20 protein-coding genes and 1 riboswitch are annotated in these 18,706 nt (G+C 40.4%); of the genes, 2 read left to right on the top strand and 18 right to left on the bottom strand.

From position 1 onward, the window contains the following. Nucleotides 1-163: 163 nt before the first annotated feature. Genes psiE through ACTJJQ_RS08220 form a run of 3 tightly spaced genes read right to left on the bottom strand, consistent with a single transcriptional unit; the run spans nt 164 to nt 2,620 of the window. The gene (psiE, locus tag ACTJJQ_RS08230; protein WP_008346998.1) at nt 164-592 is read right to left on the bottom strand and encodes a phosphate-starvation-inducible protein PsiE; all 429 of its coding nucleotides are present in this window, start codon (nt 590-592) and stop codon (nt 164-166) included. A 38-nt stretch (nt 593-630) separates the two neighbouring features. Further along, a complete protein-coding gene (locus ACTJJQ_RS08225) occupies nt 631-1,938 on the bottom strand; it encodes a HAMP domain-containing sensor histidine kinase (protein ID WP_050826588.1) in 1,308 nt (435 codons plus the stop codon). Then, the gene (locus ACTJJQ_RS08220) at nt 1,925-2,620 is read right to left on the bottom strand and encodes a response regulator transcription factor (protein WP_440600103.1); all 696 of its coding nucleotides are present in this window, start codon (nt 2,618-2,620) and stop codon (nt 1,925-1,927) included. Before ACTJJQ_RS08220 ends, ACTJJQ_RS08225 begins: the two co-directional genes overlap by 14 nt. Nucleotides 2,621-2,857: 237 nt before the next feature. Here ACTJJQ_RS08220 and ACTJJQ_RS08215 point away from each other — a divergent pair, with 237 nt between their 5' ends. Continuing rightward, nucleotides 2,858-4,063, top strand: coding sequence for a DUF418 domain-containing protein (locus ACTJJQ_RS08215; protein ID WP_440600102.1), 1,206 nt, complete (start codon nt 2,858-2,860; stop codon nt 4,061-4,063). A 78-nt stretch (nt 4,064-4,141) separates the two neighbouring features. On the opposite strand, the gene ACTJJQ_RS08210 is transcribed toward ACTJJQ_RS08215, so the two are convergent. After that, the gene (locus ACTJJQ_RS08210; protein ID WP_242731019.1) at nt 4,142-5,074 is read right to left on the bottom strand and encodes a helix-turn-helix transcriptional regulator; all 933 of its coding nucleotides are present in this window, start codon (nt 5,072-5,074) and stop codon (nt 4,142-4,144) included. An 81-nt stretch (nt 5,075-5,155) separates the two neighbouring features. On the opposite strand from ACTJJQ_RS08210, the gene ACTJJQ_RS08205 reads away from it, so the two are divergent. Continuing rightward, entirely contained in the window at nt 5,156-5,800 is a 645-nt protein-coding gene (locus tag ACTJJQ_RS08205) for an FMN-dependent NADH-azoreductase (RefSeq protein WP_242731021.1), read from the top strand. A gap of 78 nt (nt 5,801-5,878) precedes the next feature. Here the strand turns inward: ACTJJQ_RS08205 and ACTJJQ_RS08200 are convergent, their stop codons facing one another. From ACTJJQ_RS08200 to ACTJJQ_RS08135, 14 genes are all read right to left on the bottom strand, one after another. Then, a complete protein-coding gene (locus tag ACTJJQ_RS08200) occupies nt 5,879-7,735 on the bottom strand; it encodes an alpha/beta fold hydrolase (RefSeq protein ID WP_242731023.1) in 1,857 nt (618 codons plus the stop codon). A 57-nt stretch (nt 7,736-7,792) separates the two neighbouring features. Then, entirely contained in the window at nt 7,793-8,359 is a 567-nt protein-coding gene (locus ACTJJQ_RS08195; protein ID WP_242731025.1) for a TetR/AcrR family transcriptional regulator, read from the bottom strand. A 417-nt stretch (nt 8,360-8,776) separates the two neighbouring features. After that, complete coding sequence (sufB, locus tag ACTJJQ_RS08190) at nt 8,777-10,174, bottom strand: Fe-S cluster assembly protein SufB (protein WP_007500362.1); 1,398 nt, start codon at nt 10,172-10,174, stop codon at nt 8,777-8,779. Nucleotides 10,175-10,191: 17 nt separating this feature from the next. Continuing rightward, nucleotides 10,192-10,638, bottom strand: coding sequence for a Fe-S cluster assembly sulfur transfer protein SufU (sufU, locus tag ACTJJQ_RS08185; protein WP_008347017.1), 447 nt, complete (start codon nt 10,636-10,638; stop codon nt 10,192-10,194). Further along, nucleotides 10,628-11,848: a cysteine desulfurase gene (locus ACTJJQ_RS08180; RefSeq protein ID WP_008347019.1), complete on the bottom strand. Its 1,221-nt coding sequence runs from the start codon at nt 11,846-11,848 to the stop codon at nt 10,628-10,630. Before ACTJJQ_RS08180 ends, sufU begins: the two co-directional genes overlap by 11 nt. Further along, nucleotides 11,848-13,161: a Fe-S cluster assembly protein SufD gene (gene sufD / locus ACTJJQ_RS08175; protein WP_008347022.1), complete on the bottom strand. Its 1,314-nt coding sequence runs from the start codon at nt 13,159-13,161 to the stop codon at nt 11,848-11,850. Before sufD ends, ACTJJQ_RS08180 begins: the two co-directional genes overlap by 1 nt. An 18-nt stretch (nt 13,162-13,179) precedes the next feature. Continuing rightward, nucleotides 13,180-13,965 (bottom strand): Fe-S cluster assembly ATPase SufC, encoded by a 786-nt coding sequence (gene sufC, locus ACTJJQ_RS08170; protein ID WP_007500355.1) that lies wholly within the window; start codon nt 13,963-13,965, stop codon nt 13,180-13,182. Nucleotides 13,966-14,176: 211 nt separating this feature from the next. Further along, the gene (locus ACTJJQ_RS08165; RefSeq protein WP_008347025.1) at nt 14,177-14,314 is read right to left on the bottom strand and encodes a hypothetical protein; all 138 of its coding nucleotides are present in this window, start codon (nt 14,312-14,314) and stop codon (nt 14,177-14,179) included. Nucleotides 14,315-14,529: 215 nt separating this feature from the next. Continuing rightward, a complete protein-coding gene (locus ACTJJQ_RS08160; protein ID WP_003212803.1) occupies nt 14,530-14,898 on the bottom strand; it encodes a carboxymuconolactone decarboxylase family protein in 369 nt (122 codons plus the stop codon). Between the two features lie 153 nt (nt 14,899-15,051). Further along, nucleotides 15,052-15,873: a methionine ABC transporter substrate-binding lipoprotein MetQ gene (gene metQ, locus ACTJJQ_RS08155; protein WP_007500351.1), complete on the bottom strand. Its 822-nt coding sequence runs from the start codon at nt 15,871-15,873 to the stop codon at nt 15,052-15,054. Between the two features lie 14 nt (nt 15,874-15,887). After that, a complete protein-coding gene (locus ACTJJQ_RS08150; RefSeq protein WP_056408307.1) occupies nt 15,888-16,556 on the bottom strand; it encodes a methionine ABC transporter permease in 669 nt (222 codons plus the stop codon). Further along, the gene (locus tag ACTJJQ_RS08145; RefSeq protein ID WP_024719778.1) at nt 16,549-17,574 is read right to left on the bottom strand and encodes a methionine ABC transporter ATP-binding protein; all 1,026 of its coding nucleotides are present in this window, start codon (nt 17,572-17,574) and stop codon (nt 16,549-16,551) included. Before ACTJJQ_RS08145 ends, ACTJJQ_RS08150 begins: the two co-directional genes overlap by 8 nt. Before the next feature lie 155 nt (nt 17,575-17,729). Further along, nucleotides 17,730-17,838, bottom strand: a riboswitch (SAM riboswitch). Between the two features lie 102 nt (nt 17,839-17,940). Continuing rightward, nucleotides 17,941-18,282: an SCP2 sterol-binding domain-containing protein gene (locus ACTJJQ_RS08140; protein WP_008347033.1), complete on the bottom strand. Its 342-nt coding sequence runs from the start codon at nt 18,280-18,282 to the stop codon at nt 17,941-17,943. 120 nt (nt 18,283-18,402) lie between these two features. After that, nucleotides 18,403-18,705 carry a thioredoxin family protein gene (locus ACTJJQ_RS08135; protein WP_242731027.1) on the bottom strand — a complete coding sequence of 101 codons (303 nt, stop codon included), beginning with the start codon at nt 18,703-18,705 and terminating at the stop codon, nt 18,403-18,405. Nucleotide 18,706 lies beyond the last annotated feature (1 nt).

Genomic DNA, 18,706 nt, shown 5'->3' with positions numbered 1-18,706 from the left:
CATCTATTCATTTATGAACACCTGTCTATTTACATTATATTTTCTAGATCCATCATCATCAATTGTCAATCTTTCAATCATTGTTCATTAATCAACACATATTCAAAAACTGTTCATTTAAACACAAAAAAGACGAGTGTTGACCACTCGTCCTTCTTCTTCCTCACTTCACTTCCTCATGCTCATGAGCAGTATCTCTTTTGCTCGCGATAAAGAGTGCACAGGTCATCGCAAGAATGGCCAATGCCCACCAGAATGTCGATACGGCCTGTTCATGATCAATGATAATCAAACGGATGACAGCTGTGATGCCAATATAAATGAAATAGCGAAGCGGAAAATGAAAGTTGGATTTAAAGTATTTAATAATTAAGGCGATAAATTCAAAATACATAAAGAAGATCAGCAGCTCGCCAAGCATTCCATAATAGCTTTCTCCTTTGTTAAACAATGTTTTATAGACGAATTGCACGATGTACCATGTTTCACTAATTAAGAGTACGCTTAGAGCAATCGCTAGAAAGAACAGGCAGATATTCAGAAGGGCTTGCAGAAGATCAGGTACCTTTTGGAAATTGTTGAATCGTTTCATCAGATTGTTTCCCCATTCCATGATGTTGTTTTTGCTCTCTACATTTTGGTATTCCAAAATCGCAGTACGATGTAGTAGGTATCGTGTTTTTCTACACTTTCAAACTGTCCATGCATTCGGGACATCATCCGCTTGATGCTTCGTTCCCCGAGTCCATTGCTTTCCGGTATGATGTCTGTCTTTTTTATCGCATTGCTCACATGGATTTCAAAGACATCTTGGTCGGATAAAAAAGTGATCTGAATGTCCTTTTCAGGATCTGCGTATTTACGTAAGTTAGACATCACATTATCAAATACTCTGCCAAGCTCCTCGACATTCACATTAATATAGCTATCCGGCATTTCGCCTACAATATGGACCGTGAAATTCTCCTGATGCAGCAGGGCGACCTGATCTGATAGAAGATCATAAATCACTTCTTTCACTGCAACGGTTTCAAGCTCTGACTCGTGATCTTTATCTAGCAGGAAATAGGCAAATAGATTGTCAGACAGATTCTTTAATTGTAGGGCTTTTCCATACGCACTCGCTATATATTGCTCCTTGCGGGTATCCGCTAGAGCCTCCTCTTTTTTCGCAAATTCCAGATTCATGATGAGTGATGTCAGCGGGGTCCTCATATCATGCGACATTTCGGTCACTAAACTGCGGCTCTCTTCCTGCAGATTATCAATGGCATGAAGCTTGTCCAAAAAGGCTGTTCTTAAATCCTCAATGCTCTTTGCAATCATGGCCAATTCATCATGCCCCTTCACTGTCATCTCATAATCGAGCTCACCGCCTTCAAGAATATGAATCTCTTCACGGATCGTTTGCAAGTAACGTAGGCTTCGGCGAATGCCAACAAGCACAATCAGGAGAAAAATGAGTGTTGCACCAAGCAGTTCTAGTGTAAAGGCGAGATCGTGATATCGAGAGGAGTAAAACCCGTCTACCATAACCCTACCTTCTCCGTCGCTAAATTGAACCGGGTAAGAATGACGCTTTGCGTAGTCGGTCTCCTTTTCTTTCCCATAGGCCGATTCGTCAGCGACAGAGTAAATCGAGTCATATTGAAGCACTTCATCTTTGTAAACAGTGAGATTAATATAATCTTCTTTCTTCACCCACTCACCGAATGCTTTTCGATCCGTTGAAGTCAGCTCATGTTCTGAAACGTAGCGGCTGAATGTTTGAATGTATCTAGCAGATTCTTCCTTATAGTACTCATCCGAACTTAAATATCCTTCAATCAGGTGATCAGTGATCTTTTGCAGTGTCAAAAAGACAACACCACTTACGATAGTAGCGACCAAAATGAGCAGTGACAGCTTTTTGGTCAGCGTATATTTACGATGTGCCAAACCGGTATCCTCTCCCCCATTCTGTTTTGATATACACGGGACGAGCCGGGTCATCTTCAATTTTGGCACGCAGCTTTCGGATATGCACCATGACCGTATTGTTTGAACAATAAAAATAAGGCTGGCCCCACACGCTTTCATAAATATTTTGAGCAGAAAATATTTTGTTTCGTTTGTTCATGAGCAGTTTTAATATCCGATATTCTAAATCAGATAACTTGATTTGCTGCCCACTTTTCCACACTTCATTAAATTCCTCACTCACCCTCAGGCTACCACCAACTAAATAGGTTTCTTCCTGTTCCTTTTTTTCCTGATAGATGGTATATCTGCGCAATTGCGCCATGACCCTAGCGTGAAGCTCCTCTTCTGAAAAAGGTTTTGTCATATAATCATCTCCGCCAGCGAGTAATCCTTCTGTTTTATCCAATGTACTTGATCTGGCTGTCAGAAATAAAATGGGAACATTTGAGGAGGCTCTTATTTGCTGGCACGTTTCTATACCGGAGATACCTGGCATCATGACATCCAAAATCACCAAATCCAGCGAATCATCTATAACATGCAATGCCTGCTTGCCATTCATGGCTCTCAGCACCTCATACCCTGCACGTGTCAGAGATTCCTGCAAAAGATCACCGATCTCCTGATCATCCTCTACAACTAATATTCGATGGGTCATGTCTCAATCACCTCATCCTTCATGATGTTCATTTTTATATGTTATTACTATATATCATCTAGCTATGTGAAAAGATACACCATAAATCTTAAGTGTTTATGAATATGATCAATTGCCATCAAGTTGTCACATTTATTTTCAAAAAATTGGATCTTCATAAATGATTAAGAATTGACCTGTATATTGATTCATTGAAGGATTTATCTTTAGATCCAATACACGAAAAGGAGCATTGATATGAATGTAAGCAAGGTAGAACACGGACAACCAATGAGTCTCAAAGAACGGGTGCATTTTTTGGACATTGTACGAGGATTCGCCTTAATGGGGATTATTTTGGTCAACTATTTTTTGATTGTGGATTCGGTCAAGGGATTTGAGATGGAGTCTAATGATGGTTTTCACCACATTGTGAATTGGTTTGCCTCGGGGAAATTCATTACGTTATTTTCTTTTCTATTCGGGGTTGGTTTTATGATATTTATGGATCGAGCCGCTCAAAAGGTGGACAGCCCGAACAAGTTGTTTGCTCGCAGATTAACCATTCTCTTAGGGATCGGTCTTCTGCATGTCACGTTTGTATGGATTGGAGATATTTTAACCTATTATGCTGTCGCGGGCTTTTTACTGCTTTTCTTTTACAAACGCACAGCCAAAACCATCCAGTACTGGCTCATCACACTCTTTGTGATTCAATTGCTCACGCCTCTTTTCACCATGCTGCTCAATACCATCAGTACAGGATCATCAGGCAAGCCTGATTTTGCCGATTTTGAATTGACCAGTCACAACAGTCTGACTTATTTAGCATCGATAGGTGACCGGTGGACGGATATGTTCACGATGGCTTCGAGCTCATTTTCCACCGTCTATTCCATGTTCTTCATGTTTTTACTTGGTGTGTATTTTGTGAAAATGTCGTTTTTCAAAAACATGGAGACGAAAAAAGCGATTTGGAATCGTATTTGGATGATTTGTACAATTGCTTTTCTTATCACACTAGCCAGTACGATTATGACGGCGGTCAACTCTTTTGGAAATACGCCATGGATGAACATTGTCTCTGCACTTGAGCAAAATGGGGGATTGACTGGCAGTATGTTTTATATGAGTTCACTTGCGATGCTGTTTCTGCACATTCCTCAGCTGCGAGGTGCTTTAATGGTGTTCACCAAAGTCGGACGAATGTCCCTGACCTGTTATTTGCTACACTCCATTATTGGCACAATGCTATTTCTCAAGTACGGAGCTGGACTTGCCGATCATCTTTCACCGGCTGGCACGTTCTTCATGGCTATTGGCGTGTATGCCTTCCTTGTCCTTTTCAGTACGTTATGGTTAAAGCGATTTAAGTCTGGACCGATGGAATTTATCTGGCGTCAGCTGACGTATGGAAAGGTCAATGACCAATCGAAAACAAATACATTTCAGGCGGCGAAATAATAAAAAAAGGCGAATTACGACAGTTCGCCTTTTTTCATGTGTTGAGTTTTTTGTGATTCAGATACAATCCGTTCATTTTTAATATTGATCCATCATTTCTTGCAATTGAGTCAAATAACTCTCTTTTAATTCATCTGGGTATTCAATTTTGATATGTTTCCCAAATGAGATCAAATAGTGAGTCATATACGATAATTCTTCTTGGTTGTACCCACCCACTATATAAGGCGTATCATCAATGGTCTCCAATCTCATATTCGGATAATGATTCTTCAAAAACTTCTCTTTCCCTTGTTCCGTTAATCGACATTTAAAAGAGATATCATGATAAGTTTTTTCGTACTCGAGCTGCAGTGCTTTTAATTCTTCCTTCGTAAAGGTGTCTTTCGTTTCTTCTTCGATCATCATGTCCGTCATACAATCACATCTGTAGACGCCCCACTTTTTATTCTGAACATCATATGCTTCGGTGAACCAAATCCCATTTCGATAAAACAACTCAAGAAATTGTAGCCTGATCCTTTTATGTTCATATTGAGTGTATGTCATCTTCACGATTTGATCTTCCATCATTGCCTGCAATATCAAATCCAAATGATTTTGTTCACTCACTGGCGCGACATGATAGTAATGAATCACATCCAAAATCTCCGTGATCCGATGTTTTCTCTCATCAGACATTGTAGCAAACAGTTTTTGGCGAATTTGTGAGTAAGACTTTTTAAACGGTGTTGCTGACAACAGATCTAAGGCTTTAAGAGCGAAAAAAATGGCTTGAACTTCATCTATTTGAAAATAGATCGGAACCAATGGAGATTGATTCACGAGCCGATATCCTCCATGTCTGCCATTTTCAACATAAAAAGCTAAGCCCATGGACTCTAGCTCTTCCATATCTCTTAAAGCCGTACGTTTAGAAATGCCAAATTCGGATTGTAAGTCCTTTAACTGAAAAGAGTGTTTATCGCTTAAAAAAATAAGTTCTTGGTTTAATCGTTCTGATTTTTTCATTTGCCTTCCCTCTTAAAAGGTGACTTCTTTTGTCACCTTTATCATTTATACTCAGCTTATCAAAAGAAAAGGAGCATGTATATGCAAACATTAATCATTAACGCGCACCCAGATTTCACTCATCGAGAAAGTTATTCAAACAAACTGCAAACACTTTTTTTAAAACAGTTTAAAGAAAGATTTCCTCATGAGGAGCCTACCATTTTACATTTATATGGAACTGAAATTCCTCGTATCGAAAAAGACCAGCTGCTAGGACTTTGGGATAAGCAAGCATCTGAACAATCATTAACAGCTGCTGAAGAAAAAATCGCCGCTGCTTCATCTGCTCTATTGGCTCAATTCAAAGCACATCATCGAATTGTGATTGTATCACCTGTTCATAATTTCAATGTGACGTCACGTATGAAAGATTATATAGATAATATCTTCATTGCTAGAGAAACGTTCAAATATACAGAAAATGGTTCAGTTGGTCTGATGACTGACGATTATCGTGTACTTTTGCTTCAAGCAAGTGGCTCAATTTTCACAAATAACGATCGGTACACACCACTGGAATTTTCATATTATTATCTAAAGGAAATATTCCAAAACTTGATGGGCTTTCAACAATTTCATATTGTCCGGGCACAAGGAACAGCGATTTTAGATCAAAGGACTATCTTACAATCTGCATCTGATGATATGACGAAAACCTTAGATGCGTTTTATGCACCTCGTTAACCTTTATTTTTTCAAGACCCAGAACGAAAAATTTTGCTCACTTGTCATCATTCTCATTTTTTCGTTTTGGGGTGACTCCTATCTGCTAGTACAAATATTATTGATGACTAATGCTGCCGTTTCACTCGGATGGCTAAGAGGGAAATGGTGGCCATACGGAACAAAATCAACCTTCCCAAGATGCGATGGCGCAGAATAGCCTCTGTCATACTCCCCCCAAATTATGTGTAAGTTATCCTTTGTGACTTCTTTAAAGTCACCTTGATCGGTTTCCAGTAATAAATGGTTAAGCTGAACCGTCGTATTTAAAATTCTAGGAGAAGTAAAGCTGTTTCTGATTTTTTCAATATAATGTTTAGGGATGCTCTCCGTGCTTTCAAACAAACCATTTCTTAATACATAACGCTCTATCAAATGAGTCGTTGCCAATCTTAATGTCCATTTGTTCAGAAATTGAGGAACATGAAGTGATTTTGCCTTTTGTTTAGCAACAGGCGGCTGAAGTAAAGTGATGGAATACTTCTTATCTATGTACCCTTGCCCCAAAGCTTCTAGAAGAATATACGCACCGAATGAATGGCCGATTAGATGTGCACCATTCGTCGCTTTTTCTATTACTTTTTTCACTACATTCAAATAGATATCTAGAAGATGTTTCTCTCGTTTAAATGGAGAACGCCCCAAACCAGGAAGGTCCAAAATCCATACAGGTTGACCTGTTTTCTCATGAAGCTCTTGTGCTAAAGGAAATAAATCTTCTCCATCACTCAATAAACCATGTAATAAAATAAACGGCTTCCCTGCTCCTTGTAATTGGTAAAGGGTGTTATTATCGCATAATGTTCGTTTAAATAAATGTTGGTGTTCACTATTTTGAGCCATCATTCGATAATCTAGATCAGCTACTACAGCAGGGAAAAATGTCATGACACTCGTCTTCTTAAACCAATCTTCTCCCATTATTTTTTTCACTGAAACATTTGAGAACGTTCGTTTTGTCATAAAATTCAATCCGTCAGAAGGAATGTTTGTGAGTTTACTTACACCACTATTCATGATAGCTTTCATCAGTGGCATTGGGACAGAGATGTTTGGCGTCCTCATATTCATACTTTCTGACATCATACTTAATAGTCCAGCAACATTCCGATCGTGCTCTTTGTCTTCAACAAGTGTATATGTTTGAATAGCCGGCTGCTCCAACTTGAAAACCTGTACAATAAACTTCGCAAACTCATCGTTTGAAATAAGTGGTAACCGATAGTCCTTACCTCCAGGAATCACCGGCATGAGCCCTCTTCGCATACTCTTTACAAGCAAACCCAATCCTGCAATTTGCTCTGTACTCCCTGTTTGACTACTACCAACGACAGTTGGCGGATTAATGACAGAAAGCGGATAACCTACTGCTGATGCCTGTTGACGAATATAAAGATCTGCTAAAAACTTTGTTTTCTCATAAGGATTTTTTATTTTCAAGTACTCGTTTCCTTCTTCAAACACGTCGATGGCAATCTTGCTATTTTGATCATCAAAGGGGCTCATATAACCGACAACATGAATCAATTGCTGCAAGCCCTTCAATTGATGAATACTTTTAGCTAACTCACTAATGTGTTTGGCGCCATTTAAAAAGACAGAAGCTGCCTCTTTACTGGTTGCTTGAATATCCATCGGGCCTCCTGCATGAATGATCACATCCGTCTTCAATACCCTCTCTTTATCTTCAGGACTTAGACCTAAATCTATTTTCGTCAAATCACCTTCAACAAAGTGCATCACTGACTCTTTTAAAATACCTCTTTCTTGAAAAATGCGTGTTGCTTTACTTTTTGACCTTACTAAAAGAAGAATGTTCACATCCTCTTTCGCTAATTCCTCGACTAATTGCTTCCCAATAAAGCCCGTTCCACCCGTTAAAAATACTGTTTTCATGTGAAATCTCCTTTTTAGTACTAATCAGTACTAATTTGATGTAAAAAAAATGCTTCTTTATCGAAGCAAGTTAAATAAATGATCTGCTGTTTTTGTGATGACAGTTGCATCCTTCAATGTTTCTGAAATAAATAACGCTCCTTCAAGATTTGTCATAAAAAGTGATGCCACCTCATCAATCTGAATCGAATCTCTGAATTCCCCGTTCTCTACACCTTGTTTCAGTAATAGAGAAACTTTCTCTTGTAATCCTGTGAAAAAAAGACCTATTTTTTCTTTTATATGTGTGGCCTGTGCAGGACTTTGAATATAAAGAGTAATAAATGGACAGCCACCCTTATACTCTCTCGACTGAACGCCTTGTGATAATTGCTTTAAAAACATTTGGGTACGATCTTCAACTGAAAATTGGGTCTGAGAAATTACGTCGTCTATTGCGGATTGATACATGTCAATCCAATAATCAACGACCCCTTCTAATAATTCTTCCTTATTAGAAAAGTGATAATACACATTAGACTTTGATACTTTGCTTACACGTACCAATTCATCCATACTTGTATAAGCAAACCCTTTTTCCAAAAATAATGTTGCAGCTACTTCAAGCACACGTTTTTGATTCATTAATTTTATCTTTGTCATAATCAGAACTATACAGTACTAATTTGAATGTGGCAAGTATTTATTTTGAATAAAGTTGATCTGAACCTCGAAGTTGTTAGCGGCCTTAAAGGTAAAATCATTTCTCCTTTAAAAGGTTCAAAACAAATGTTGTGAGAGAGTATTTCAGAGAAGTTTATAAAAGACATGCATTGAGCATAGCCATGCTGTAAACGTTTTGAATAAGAACTATGTATGGGAAAGGTTAAGACATTCTAGTATAAAAAACAACCGCAGACACGTATCTCCATGTCACCCAAAAATTGAGGACCAAAGAAATTGTATCTGCGGTATGTTCAATAATTAAATTTTGTGGGCGCTTTGTGGGTGCTTAATATAAATATAACGTCTAAACACCTTTAATCCCCGCTATATCAACGGTTAACCAATCGAACCTTCCATCTCAAACTTAATCAAACGGTTCATTTCAACGGCGTATTCCATTGGCAGTTCTTTTGTGAATGGCTCGATGAAGCCCATGACGATCATTTCTGTTGCTTCTTCTTCAGAAATTCCGCGGCTCATCAAGTAGAATAGCTGCTCTTCTGATACTTTTGATACCTTCGCTTCGTGCTCTAATGAAATGTTGTCGTTTAAGATTTCATTATAAGGAATCGTATCAGATGTTGATTTGTTATCCATGATGAGTGTGTCACACTCGATGTTTGAGCGTGCACCCTCTGCTTTGCGTCCGAAGTGTACGATTCCACGGTATGTGACTTTACCGCCTTGTTTGGAAATCGATTTCGATACGATCGTTGAAGATGTGTTTGGTGCAAGGTGAATCATTTTTGCACCTGCATCTTGGTGCTGACCTTTACCTGCTAGGGCAATACTTAATGTCATACCACGAGCGCCTTCACCTTTTAAGATGACAGCTGGGTATTTCATTGTCAGCTTAGAACCGATGTTTCCATCAATCCATTCCATTGTTGCATTCTCTTCACATACTGTACGTTTTGTCACAAGGTTGAAGACGTTGTTTGCCCAGTTTTGAATCGTTGTATAACGGCAGTAGCCGCCTTTTTTCACGATGATTTCAACAACCGCACTATGAAGTGAGTTTGTTGTGTAAACTGGAGCTGTACAACCTTCTACGTAATGCACGTGTGCGCCTTCATCAACGATGATCAGTGTACGTTCGAACTGACCCATGTTCTCAGAGTTGATTCGGAAGTATGCTTGAAGTGGTGTATCTACTTTTACGCCTTTTGGTACGTAGATGAATGAACCACCAGACCATACAGCCGAGTTAAGCGCAGCAAATTTGTTGTCAGTCGGAGGAATGACTTTTGCCCAGTGCTCACGGAAGATGTCTTCGTTCTCTTTTAATGCACTGTCTGTATCTTTAAACACAATGCCTAGATCTTCAAGATCTTGCTTCATGTTGTGATACACAACTTCAGATTCATACTGAGCAGATACACCAGCTAAGTACTTTTGCTCTGCTTCAGGGATTCCAAGCTTATCAAAGGTTTGTTTGATTTCTTCTGGTACTTCATCCCAAGAACGCTCAGAGCGTTCTGATGGTTTTACGTAGTACGTAATTTCATCAAAGTTTAATGCATTTAAATCTCCGCCCCATTGTGGCATCGGCATGTTGTAAAAGTGCTCAAGAGATTTCAAACGGAAGTCGAGCATCCACTGAGGCTCTTCTTTCATACGAGAAATTTCTTCAACGATCTCTTTTGTCAGTCCGCGCTCTGAACGGAAAATGGAAACGTCTTTATCAGAAAAGCCGTATTTATATTCACCAACATCTGGCATTTTTTTAGCCATCCATTTTCACTCCAATCTTATGATTTGCCGTTATCTTCGGCAGATGCGCCTTTTTCAAGCGCCTTCCAGGATAATGTTGCACATTTGATGCGTGCCGGGAATTTTGCGACTCCCTGCAGCGCCTCAATGTCACCAAGATCAATGGAATCGTCGTATTCTTTTCCTAGCATCATATCGGAGAAAATCTGAGACATTTTCAAAGCTGTTTCAATATCTTTCCCTTTAATCGCCTGCGTCATCATAGAGGCAGATGCCATCGAAATCGAGCATCCTTCTCCTTCAAATTTCGCATCGATGACTTTTTCGTCTTCGATTTTCATCGTGAGACGAATGCGGTCACCACACGTAGGGTTGTTCATATCGACGACAATGCTGTCGTTTAACACACCTTTGTTTCTCGGATTTTTATAATGATCCATAATCACTTGTCTGTACAGTGTGTCTAAGTTTACATTAAAAGACATTCGTAAAATACTCCTTTGTCTTACGGAGCGCTGCCATGAGCTCGTCAATCTCCTCTTCTGTATTGTACAGATAGAAGCTTGCTCTTGCAGTCGCTGATACACCAAGCCATTTCATGAGCGGCTGTGCACAGTGATGTCCAGCACGAATGGCGACACCTTCCGTATCTAGAACAGTTGAGGCATCATGAGGATGGACGTCGTCTAAGTTAAACGTCACAAGTCCAGCTCGGTGCTGCGGTCCGTAAACCGTGGCACCTTCAAGCTCCTTAAAGCGCTCAAGTGCATAAGTCGCAAGCTGATGCTCGTAACGGCTGACTTCCTCCATTCCGATGTCATTTAAGAAATCAATCGCTTTTCCGAGCCCAATTGCTCCTGCAATAATCGGTGTTCCCGCTTCAAATTTCCACGGCAGCTCTTTCCATGTAGAATCATATAGATCCACAAAGTCGATCATTTCACCGCCAAACTCAGCAGGCTCCATATTATTCAAAAGGTCCTTCTTCCCGTAAAGAACACCAATGCCAGTCGGTCCACACATTTTATGCCCAGAGAAGGCGAAAAAGTCGCAATCCAAGTCCTGAACATCAATTTGCATGTGAGGGGTGCTCTGGGCACCATCGACGACGATAATTGCACCGTGATCGTGAGCAATCTTTGCGATGTCTTTAATTGGGTTGATGGTTCCTAATACGTTTGAGACATGTGTGACAGCAACGATTTTCGTTTGATGTGTGATGGTTTGCTTCACATCTTCAAGCGACAGCGTGCCGTCTTCCTGTAACGGAATATATTTCAATGTGGCGCCAGTTGCTTTTGCTGCCTGCTGCCAAGGGATGATATTCGCATGATGTTCCATATGCGTAATGACGATCTCATCGCCTTCTTTGAGGTTTGCTCTTGCATAGCTGATTGCCACTGTGTTTAGTGCGGTTGTTGTACCTCTAGTAAAAATAATCTCCTGGACAGAAGAAGCACCAATGAATGCTCGAACTTTCTCTCTTGCACCCTCGTATGCGTCCGTTGCTTTTGTGCCAAGGGTATGAACACCCCGGTGGACGTTCGAGTTGTAAGACCGGTAATACTCATTCATTGCATCAATGACAACTCGTGGTTTTTGAGATGTCGCTGCACTGTCCAAATACACCAAATCATGTCCGTTCACTTGCTGATGAAGGATTGGAAACTGCTCACGAACGTCTTTGATATTCATTATTTTACTTTCCTTTCAATCACAGAAACGAGCTGCTTTTTAACTCCTTCAATCGGCAGTTCTTTGACGACTGGATTTAAGAAGCCATAAATGACAAGTCTTTCTGCATCTTCTTTGGAAATCCCACGGCTCATGAGGTAATAGAGTTGAATTGGATCAACACGCCCAACAGAAGCAGCGTGTCCTGCTGTTACATCATCTTCATCGATTAAAAGAATTGGGTTAGCGTCACCGCGTGCTTTCTCACTCAGCATGAGAACACGAGATTCTTGCTCCGCATTTGATTTCGTTGCGCCATGCTCGATTTTACCAATCCCGTTAAAGATAGAAGATGCTTGATCCTTCATGACACCATGCTTCAAGATATACCCTTCAGAGTTTTTACCGAAGTGGATGATGCTTGTTGTGAAGTTTTCCGTTTGATTCCCGCGGCCAACAACAACTGATTTTGTATCACCGAATGTACCGTCGCCCATAAGCTTCGTGATGTTTTCAGACACGACATCTCCATCATTCATCAGGCCAAGTGCCCATTCGATTTTACTGTCACGACCATTTGCCATACCACGTCTATTCACATAGACTGTCACACCTTCTGCAAGGTTATCCACTGCACCGTAAGTGACGCGGGCATTTGCACCCGTGAAGACTTCAGACACGATATTGAAGATCGCTTCTTCTGGTGTTGCCGTACTGATGTAGTTTTCGACATATGTCACAGCACTATGATCGTCTGCTACAACGATGACATGGTTGAACAACGTTGTTTCGTCATTTTCATGAAGATAAACGGCTTGAATTGGTGCTTCAAGCTCTACGTTTTTCGGTACATAGAGGAAAGCTCCGCCATTCACTAAAGCAGCATGTAGAGCTGTTAGTTTGTGCTCATCCACTTTCACTGCATCTGTCATGAAATATTTCTTCACTAGGTCTCCATGTTCGCGAATCGCTGTATGGATATCAGTGAAGATCACGCCTTTGTCTTTTGCTTCCGTAGAAAGAGACAAGTATGCTGGCGTTTGATCACGCTGAATGTAGACTGTCTTATCTGTGTCCTCTAAATCAATAAGAGACTTCACTTCTTCAGGAAGCTCTTCTAAAGATCCAAATGGCGCACTTTCGACTGTATGCTGTTTGAAATTGGTTAAATTCCATTTAGAAATATTCGTTTTGTCAGGCTTTGGCATTGGAAGGTCTTCTGCTTTTTCAAGAGCCTGTAAGCGAAGGGAACTCATCCATGCCGGTTCCTGATGCTTCTCGGAGAAGCTTTTGACATAATCTTGATCTACTGATAATTTCGTTTCTAATGTCATCAATAATCCTCCTAACGCTTACGCTTCTTGACCAACAGTTTCGTCTTCAATTCCTAACTCTTTTTTAATCCAGTCATAACCTTCTGCTTCTAGACGCTGCGCGAGTTCTGGTCCGCCAGATTTCACAATACGTCCTTGCATCATGACATGAACGTGATCTGGTGTGATGTAGTTCAATAAACGCTGATAGTGAGTGATCATTAAGCAGCCGAAGCTTTCGCCGCGCATTTTATTAATTCCTTTAGAAACAACTTTCAGCGCATCGATATCAAGACCAGAATCGATTTCGTCAAGAATGGCGATTTTTGGTTCAATCATCATTAATTGAAGAATTTCGTTGCGTTTTTTCTCCCCGCCTGAGAAACCTTCGTTTAGGTAGCGTTGTGCCATATCTGGGTCCATTTCAAGGAATTCCATGTTTTCGTCCATTTTGCGGATGAATTTCATGAGAGAGATTTCATCGCCTTCTTCTCTGCGTGCGTTAATAGCCGAACGAAGGAAGTCTGCATTTGTCACACCACTAATTTCAGATGGATATTGCATTGCAAGGAAAAGACCCGCTTGAGCGCGCTCATCTACTTCCATTTCAAGAACATCTTCGCCATCAAGCAAGATGCTGCCTTTTGTCACTTCATACTTAGGGTGGCCCATGATAGCAGCAGATAAAGTAGATTTACCTGTTCCGTTTGGTCCCATTACTGCGTGGAATTCTCCACCTTTTATTTCTAGGTTTACACCTTTTAAGATTTCTTTCCCTTCAATCTCAACGTGCAAGTCCTTAATTGTTAATGTCGAAGCAGTCATATATCGATACCTCCAAAATAATCATTATTCTCAATTTATTCTCATTCTAATTTTATAACAAATTAAAAGTGAATACAACACATTCACGACAAGCGTGAGAGGATGCTCTCAAAATTCTAACAAAAAATACAGGTAGATAAAAGGATTTATGTCGAAAAGACTGTTTTCATAAAGAAAGGACGGGAAACTATTCTCCCCGTCCCTTAGCTATTTAATAGCCTTGTATATTCATTTTTGCGAGCTGCCTTTTCTCATCTCGATAGGACTGCTCTCGTTTATATTCCACTTTCATCCTTAAGTCATGGTCTCTTTCGTACTCTGCATAGCTCATGCCATGAGATTGATGCATGGCCTTTTCCATCTCGGCGGTATAATCCAATCCCAGTGTACTATGGTCCGAACAAATAATAAACCATTCCCTTCTTTGAGTGTAGCTTTATTGTATCAAAGGCACGCTGCTTCACTCAAAAGGGATATAGCGCGCTATGCTGGCATATTTTCTCACACAATCGGCTGAGAACGACTCAACTCCCTGAGATGGATAAATACCATCTTATCCTTCCCTTAATGCGTCTGTCCTCCAAATTCGTCAATACATTGCTGAACAACTGTGATGCCTTGACTTAGCGCAGCACCGCCGCCAAACGCTGCCGCCACACTGACGACCTCTAGCAAATTCTCTTCTGTTGCGCCTTGATCGAGCGCTCCCTTTGTATGATAGATCATGCAATATTCATCCTGTGCATGAATGCTGATGCCGAGGGCAATCATTTGTTTTTCTTTTTGTGTTAATGAATCGCTCTGGAAGCACTGCTCCGTAAATTCATTGAATTTCTTGCCAAACACCGGCATTTTCTTCTGAAATTCACCCATTGCCGTTTTATAATCCGTCAGTGATTGCTGCATCGATCCGCTCATATGTTGTTCATTCATCTTCATTCCATCCCTTCAGGTCATTTGTTCGTTTTTATTATGAGCGAGATTTGAAAAAATACACAAAAAAACCTCGCTTTCATGAAAGCGAGGTTGCAGATGATTGACAAAGGGCTAAAATGATCTTTATTTTACCCCTTTGTCTTCTTTTTGTTATTCAGATACAGGCAATACTGCACCATCATACTTTTTGTCGATGAATTCTTTGATTTTATCAGAGTGAAGAACTTCCATTAATACCTTGATCTTCTCTGATTTTTCGTCACCTTTGCGAACAGCGACGATGTTTGCATACGGGTTGTTTTTCGTTTGCTCAAGTTCAATTGAATCTTTTTTCGGATTCAATTTATTTTGGATCGCATAGTTAACGTTAATAAATACTGCATCGCCTTCACTGTTTTCATAAGCTTTCGCTGTTAGTTCAGGAGCGATTTTTTTGAATTTTAGGTTCTTCGGGTTTTCTTTGATGTTTTTGACTGTTGCGTTGATTGTATCTACTTTTGGATCAAGCTTGATCACACCAGCATTTTGTAATAGGGCAAGCATACGTCCTTGCTCAGCTACGTTGTTTGTCATGATGATCGTGCCGCCGTTTGGAATATCTTTTACTGATTTGTATTTCTTAGAGTAGATACCGAAAGGCTCAAGGTGAACGGCACCAGCACTCACTAAGTTGTAATCTTTGTTTGATTTATTTTCTTCGTTTAAGTAAGGGATATGTTGGAAAAAGTTCGCATCCACTTCTTTTTCAGCTAATGCTTTGTTGTACATTTTATAATCGCTCAGTACTTTCACTTTTAGATCGTAGCCTTTTTCTTTTAGAAGTGGTTTTGCTTCTTCAAGAATCTCGGCATGTGGTGTTTTTGAAGCGGCAACCGTGATGGTTTTGTTATCGCTTGCGTTATTTGATGAACCGCAAGCAGCTAAAATGCCTGCAAATGCTAGAAATAGTGCACTTAAAATCAATTTCTTCATGAATAATTCCTCCCTTAACGTTTATCAATTTTATTTGTAATCAAATCACCGATTATTTGAATGATAAAGACGATGATTAGAATAAACACAGTGGCTACAAGTGTGACATCTGTATTACCAGATTGGTATCCTTCTACATAAGCAAGGTCACCCAGTCCGCCTGCTCCAATTGCACCTGCAATCGCAGTAGAGCCAATCAGAGCAATCGCTGTTACAGTAATTCCTGAAATAAGGGCTGGCAGTGATTCTGGCAGCAATACTTTGAAAATAATGGTCGACGTTTTTGCTCCCATAGATCGTGCTGCTTCAATGACTCCTTTGTCTACTTCACGCAGTGCAATTTCAACAAGACGTGCGTAGAAAGGAGCTGAGCCAATGACAAGGGCTGGTAATGCTGCATTTGGGCCTAATATCGTGCCCATAATTAGTTTAGTAAATCCTAATAATAGAATGATTAATATGATAAAGGGAATCGATCTGAAAATGTTGACGACTGCGCCGATGACAGCATTAATTGGTTTGTTTTCCCACAAACCGCCTTTACTTGTCAAAAAGAGCAACAGCCCAAGGATGATGCCGATCACAAAAGCAAACGCTAATGCAATGAGTGTCATATAGACCGTTTCACCCGTCGCGTTCCAAATAACCTCTAGATCAACGTTCGGAAACCATTTCTCAAACATGTGTCATCACCTCGATTTCAACCTGTTTGCTTTGGATATAGGCGATGGCTTTTTCAACTTCGTTCTCGTCTCCATTAATATGGATAAAGAGTGTTCCAAACGCGCCTTCCTGCGTTTGAGAAATCTTTCCTTGCAGGATGTTCACATCGACCTTGAAGGATCGAATGATTTCCGTGATCAACGGCTGTTCGGCAGAATCTCCGATAAAGGACAACCGGACGACCTGACCTTCTTTTACTCTCTCTAGGACGTGCTCGATTGTTTCTTTTGCTTCTTCTGGTTCAGCAAGCTGTTTCACGAATCGTTTCGTCATTTCTTCTTTCGGCTGTCTGAAGACACGTAATACTTCGCCTTCTTCGACAATACGGCCATTTTCCATCACCGCCACACGATGACAAATTTTGCGAATGACGTGCATTTCGTGTGTGATCAATACAATGGTGAGTCCTAGTCGTTTATTAATATCGGCTAAAAGCTCAAGGATGGAATCCGTTGTTTGTGGATCAAGCGCAGATGTCGCTTCGTCACATAGCAGAACTTTTGGGTCATTCGCTAATGCTCTCGCAATCCCTACACGCTGCTTTTGTCCGCCGCTGAGCTGAGAAGGATATGCATTTTCTTTTCCTTCTAAACCGACCAATTTAATCAGTTCGTTTGCACGAGCTCTCCGTTTTGACGTTGGTACACCTGCGATCTCGAGCGGGAACATAATATTTTGTCTCACTGTTCTTGACCAGAGCAAGTTAAAGTGCTGGAAAATCATGCTGATTTCTTGTCTTGCTTTCCGAAGTTTCGCATTCGATACTTCATTGATTCGGTTGCCTGCCACTTCAACGATTCCTTCTGTTGGCAGCTCCAGACCGTTTAATAGGCGAATCAGGGAGCTTTTCCCTGCGCCGCTATACCCGATAATTCCGAATATTTCACCTTTATCGATATCCAAGTTGACGTCTTTCACGGCATCAACATTTCCGCTTTTTGAATGATACGTTTTTGATACATTCTGTAAATGGATCACAGTCTGTTCACCTGCTTTCTTGCTGAATCTATAGGTTGCCATCACATACGTTCAATTATTCTTCTGACTGTTATGACGCTAGCCTGACGCAAGGTCAGTAAAAAAGACCTAACTGCAACGCAAGCAGAAAGGCCTTTTATATCAAATACGCCTTTCTCTCATCTTTCAAAGCGTTGCGGCTTTGAGTGAATTGGCACCAATTTCAGCTATGCTGACGGTTGCCGGGTTTCATAGGGCACGTCCCTCCACCTCTCTTAATAAGAGAAAATATGTTGTTTTATGTGATGTTCATGTTTTTACTAACGTAGAATATCATGCTATCTGAGATATGTCAACGCTGTAAATCGCTAATTTCCAAGTAAACGACTACGTTATCATTTTTCGAAAAAAACCGTTCGTCAGCCAAAGTACCGCTTCTAGTCTAAGAAGTGCTCGAAATGAGCCTTTCACTTTCACTTGTCCTCTGCTGATCAGCTGCTGTAAGGACATGTCTCCATCTAATAATTGCAAAATCTCTTTTCGCTCACCATAAAAGATGAGATCCGATAACTCAATTGCAGGTAGTTTCTTCACTTCACCACGTTCATCCACAATCAATGTACAAGAGTCCGTTTCCGCCTCAAATGTAATCTTCAAGGATGATGATGAGAGCAACGGCTTTAACAATAATCGCTGCCCTGCACTTCCATGGGCTTTCACATTTTCCACATGTATAACCTCCCTGTCATTTGGTTATACATAACATTTCTCTACAAACATCGGCTTGTCCTTTATAAATAGCTCGACAAATTTTCAAATGAATTGCTTGAAATATGACAAAAAACCGCTTTATTTAGCGGTTTCAATCATTTCGTGAAGATATGGAACGGAGTGAAAGGCATAGCCTTTTTGCACGATTTCACCCTTTTTAAACAGGAGAAAGCAAGGGACACTTTCGATCTCAAATGCTTTTGCAAAACTTGGCGAGTAATTTAAGTTATTTTCATAAAAAGGAACTTCCGGCTGCATGGCATCAACCACTGCCAGCATCTTCTTTGCCAGCTGGCATGTTCCGCAAAATGGTGTATATAAGTACAAAAGAAATAAATCGCCCTCTATCTCCTTGAATTCATGCTCTTCAATCTCTTTCATA

It is taken from the genome of Bacillus sp. 22483 (assembly GCF_052044605.1).
Taxonomy (GTDB): Bacteria; Bacillota; Bacilli; order Bacillales; family Bacillaceae; genus Bacillus; species Bacillus altitudinis.
Note: the sequence above shows the minus strand (reverse complement) of the source record. Positions and strands in the feature narration are given on the sequence as shown.

What these genes read in the sequence shown, in the direction of transcription:
- psiE (WP_008346998.1), bottom strand. Translation starts at nt 592, where the DNA reads ATGAAACGATTCAACAATTTCCAAAAGGTACCTGATCTTCTGCAAGCC.
- ACTJJQ_RS08220 (WP_440600103.1), bottom strand. Translation starts at nt 2,620, where the DNA reads ATGACCCATCGAATATTAGTTGTAGAGGATGATCAGGAGATCGGTGAT.
- ACTJJQ_RS08215 (WP_440600102.1), top strand. Translation starts at nt 2,858, where the DNA reads ATGAATGTAAGCAAGGTAGAACACGGACAACCAATGAGTCTCAAAGAA.
- ACTJJQ_RS08210 (WP_242731019.1), bottom strand. Translation starts at nt 5,074, where the DNA reads ATGAAAAAATCAGAACGATTAAACCAAGAACTTATTTTTTTAAGCGAT.
- ACTJJQ_RS08205 (WP_242731021.1), top strand. Translation starts at nt 5,156, where the DNA reads ATGCAAACATTAATCATTAACGCGCACCCAGATTTCACTCATCGAGAA.
- ACTJJQ_RS08200 (WP_242731023.1), bottom strand. Translation starts at nt 7,735, where the DNA reads ATGAAAACAGTATTTTTAACGGGTGGAACGGGCTTTATTGGGAAGCAA.
- ACTJJQ_RS08195 (WP_242731025.1), bottom strand. Translation starts at nt 8,359, where the DNA reads ATGAATCAAAAACGTGTGCTTGAAGTAGCTGCAACATTATTTTTGGAA.
- sufB (WP_007500362.1), bottom strand. Translation starts at nt 10,174, where the DNA reads ATGGCTAAAAAAATGCCAGATGTTGGTGAATATAAATACGGCTTTTCT.
- sufU (WP_008347017.1), bottom strand. Translation starts at nt 10,638, where the DNA reads ATGTCTTTTAATGTAAACTTAGACACACTGTACAGACAAGTGATTATG.
- ACTJJQ_RS08180 (WP_008347019.1), bottom strand. Translation starts at nt 11,848, where the DNA reads ATGAATATCAAAGACGTTCGTGAGCAGTTTCCAATCCTTCATCAGCAA.
- sufD (WP_008347022.1), bottom strand. Translation starts at nt 13,161, where the DNA reads ATGACATTAGAAACGAAATTATCAGTAGATCAAGATTATGTCAAAAGC.
- sufC (WP_007500355.1), bottom strand. Translation starts at nt 13,965, where the DNA reads ATGACTGCTTCGACATTAACAATTAAGGACTTGCACGTTGAGATTGAA.
- ACTJJQ_RS08165 (WP_008347025.1), bottom strand. Translation starts at nt 14,314, where the DNA reads ATGCATCAATCTCATGGCATGAGCTATGCAGAGTACGAAAGAGACCAT.
- ACTJJQ_RS08160 (WP_003212803.1), bottom strand. Translation starts at nt 14,898, where the DNA reads ATGAATGAACAACATATGAGCGGATCGATGCAGCAATCACTGACGGAT.
- metQ (WP_007500351.1), bottom strand. Translation starts at nt 15,873, where the DNA reads ATGAAGAAATTGATTTTAAGTGCACTATTTCTAGCATTTGCAGGCATT.
- ACTJJQ_RS08150 (WP_056408307.1), bottom strand. Translation starts at nt 16,556, where the DNA reads ATGTTTGAGAAATGGTTTCCGAACGTTGATCTAGAGGTTATTTGGAAC.
- ACTJJQ_RS08135 (WP_242731027.1), bottom strand. Translation starts at nt 18,705, where the DNA reads ATGAAAGAGATTGAAGAGCATGAATTCAAGGAGATAGAGGGCGATTTA.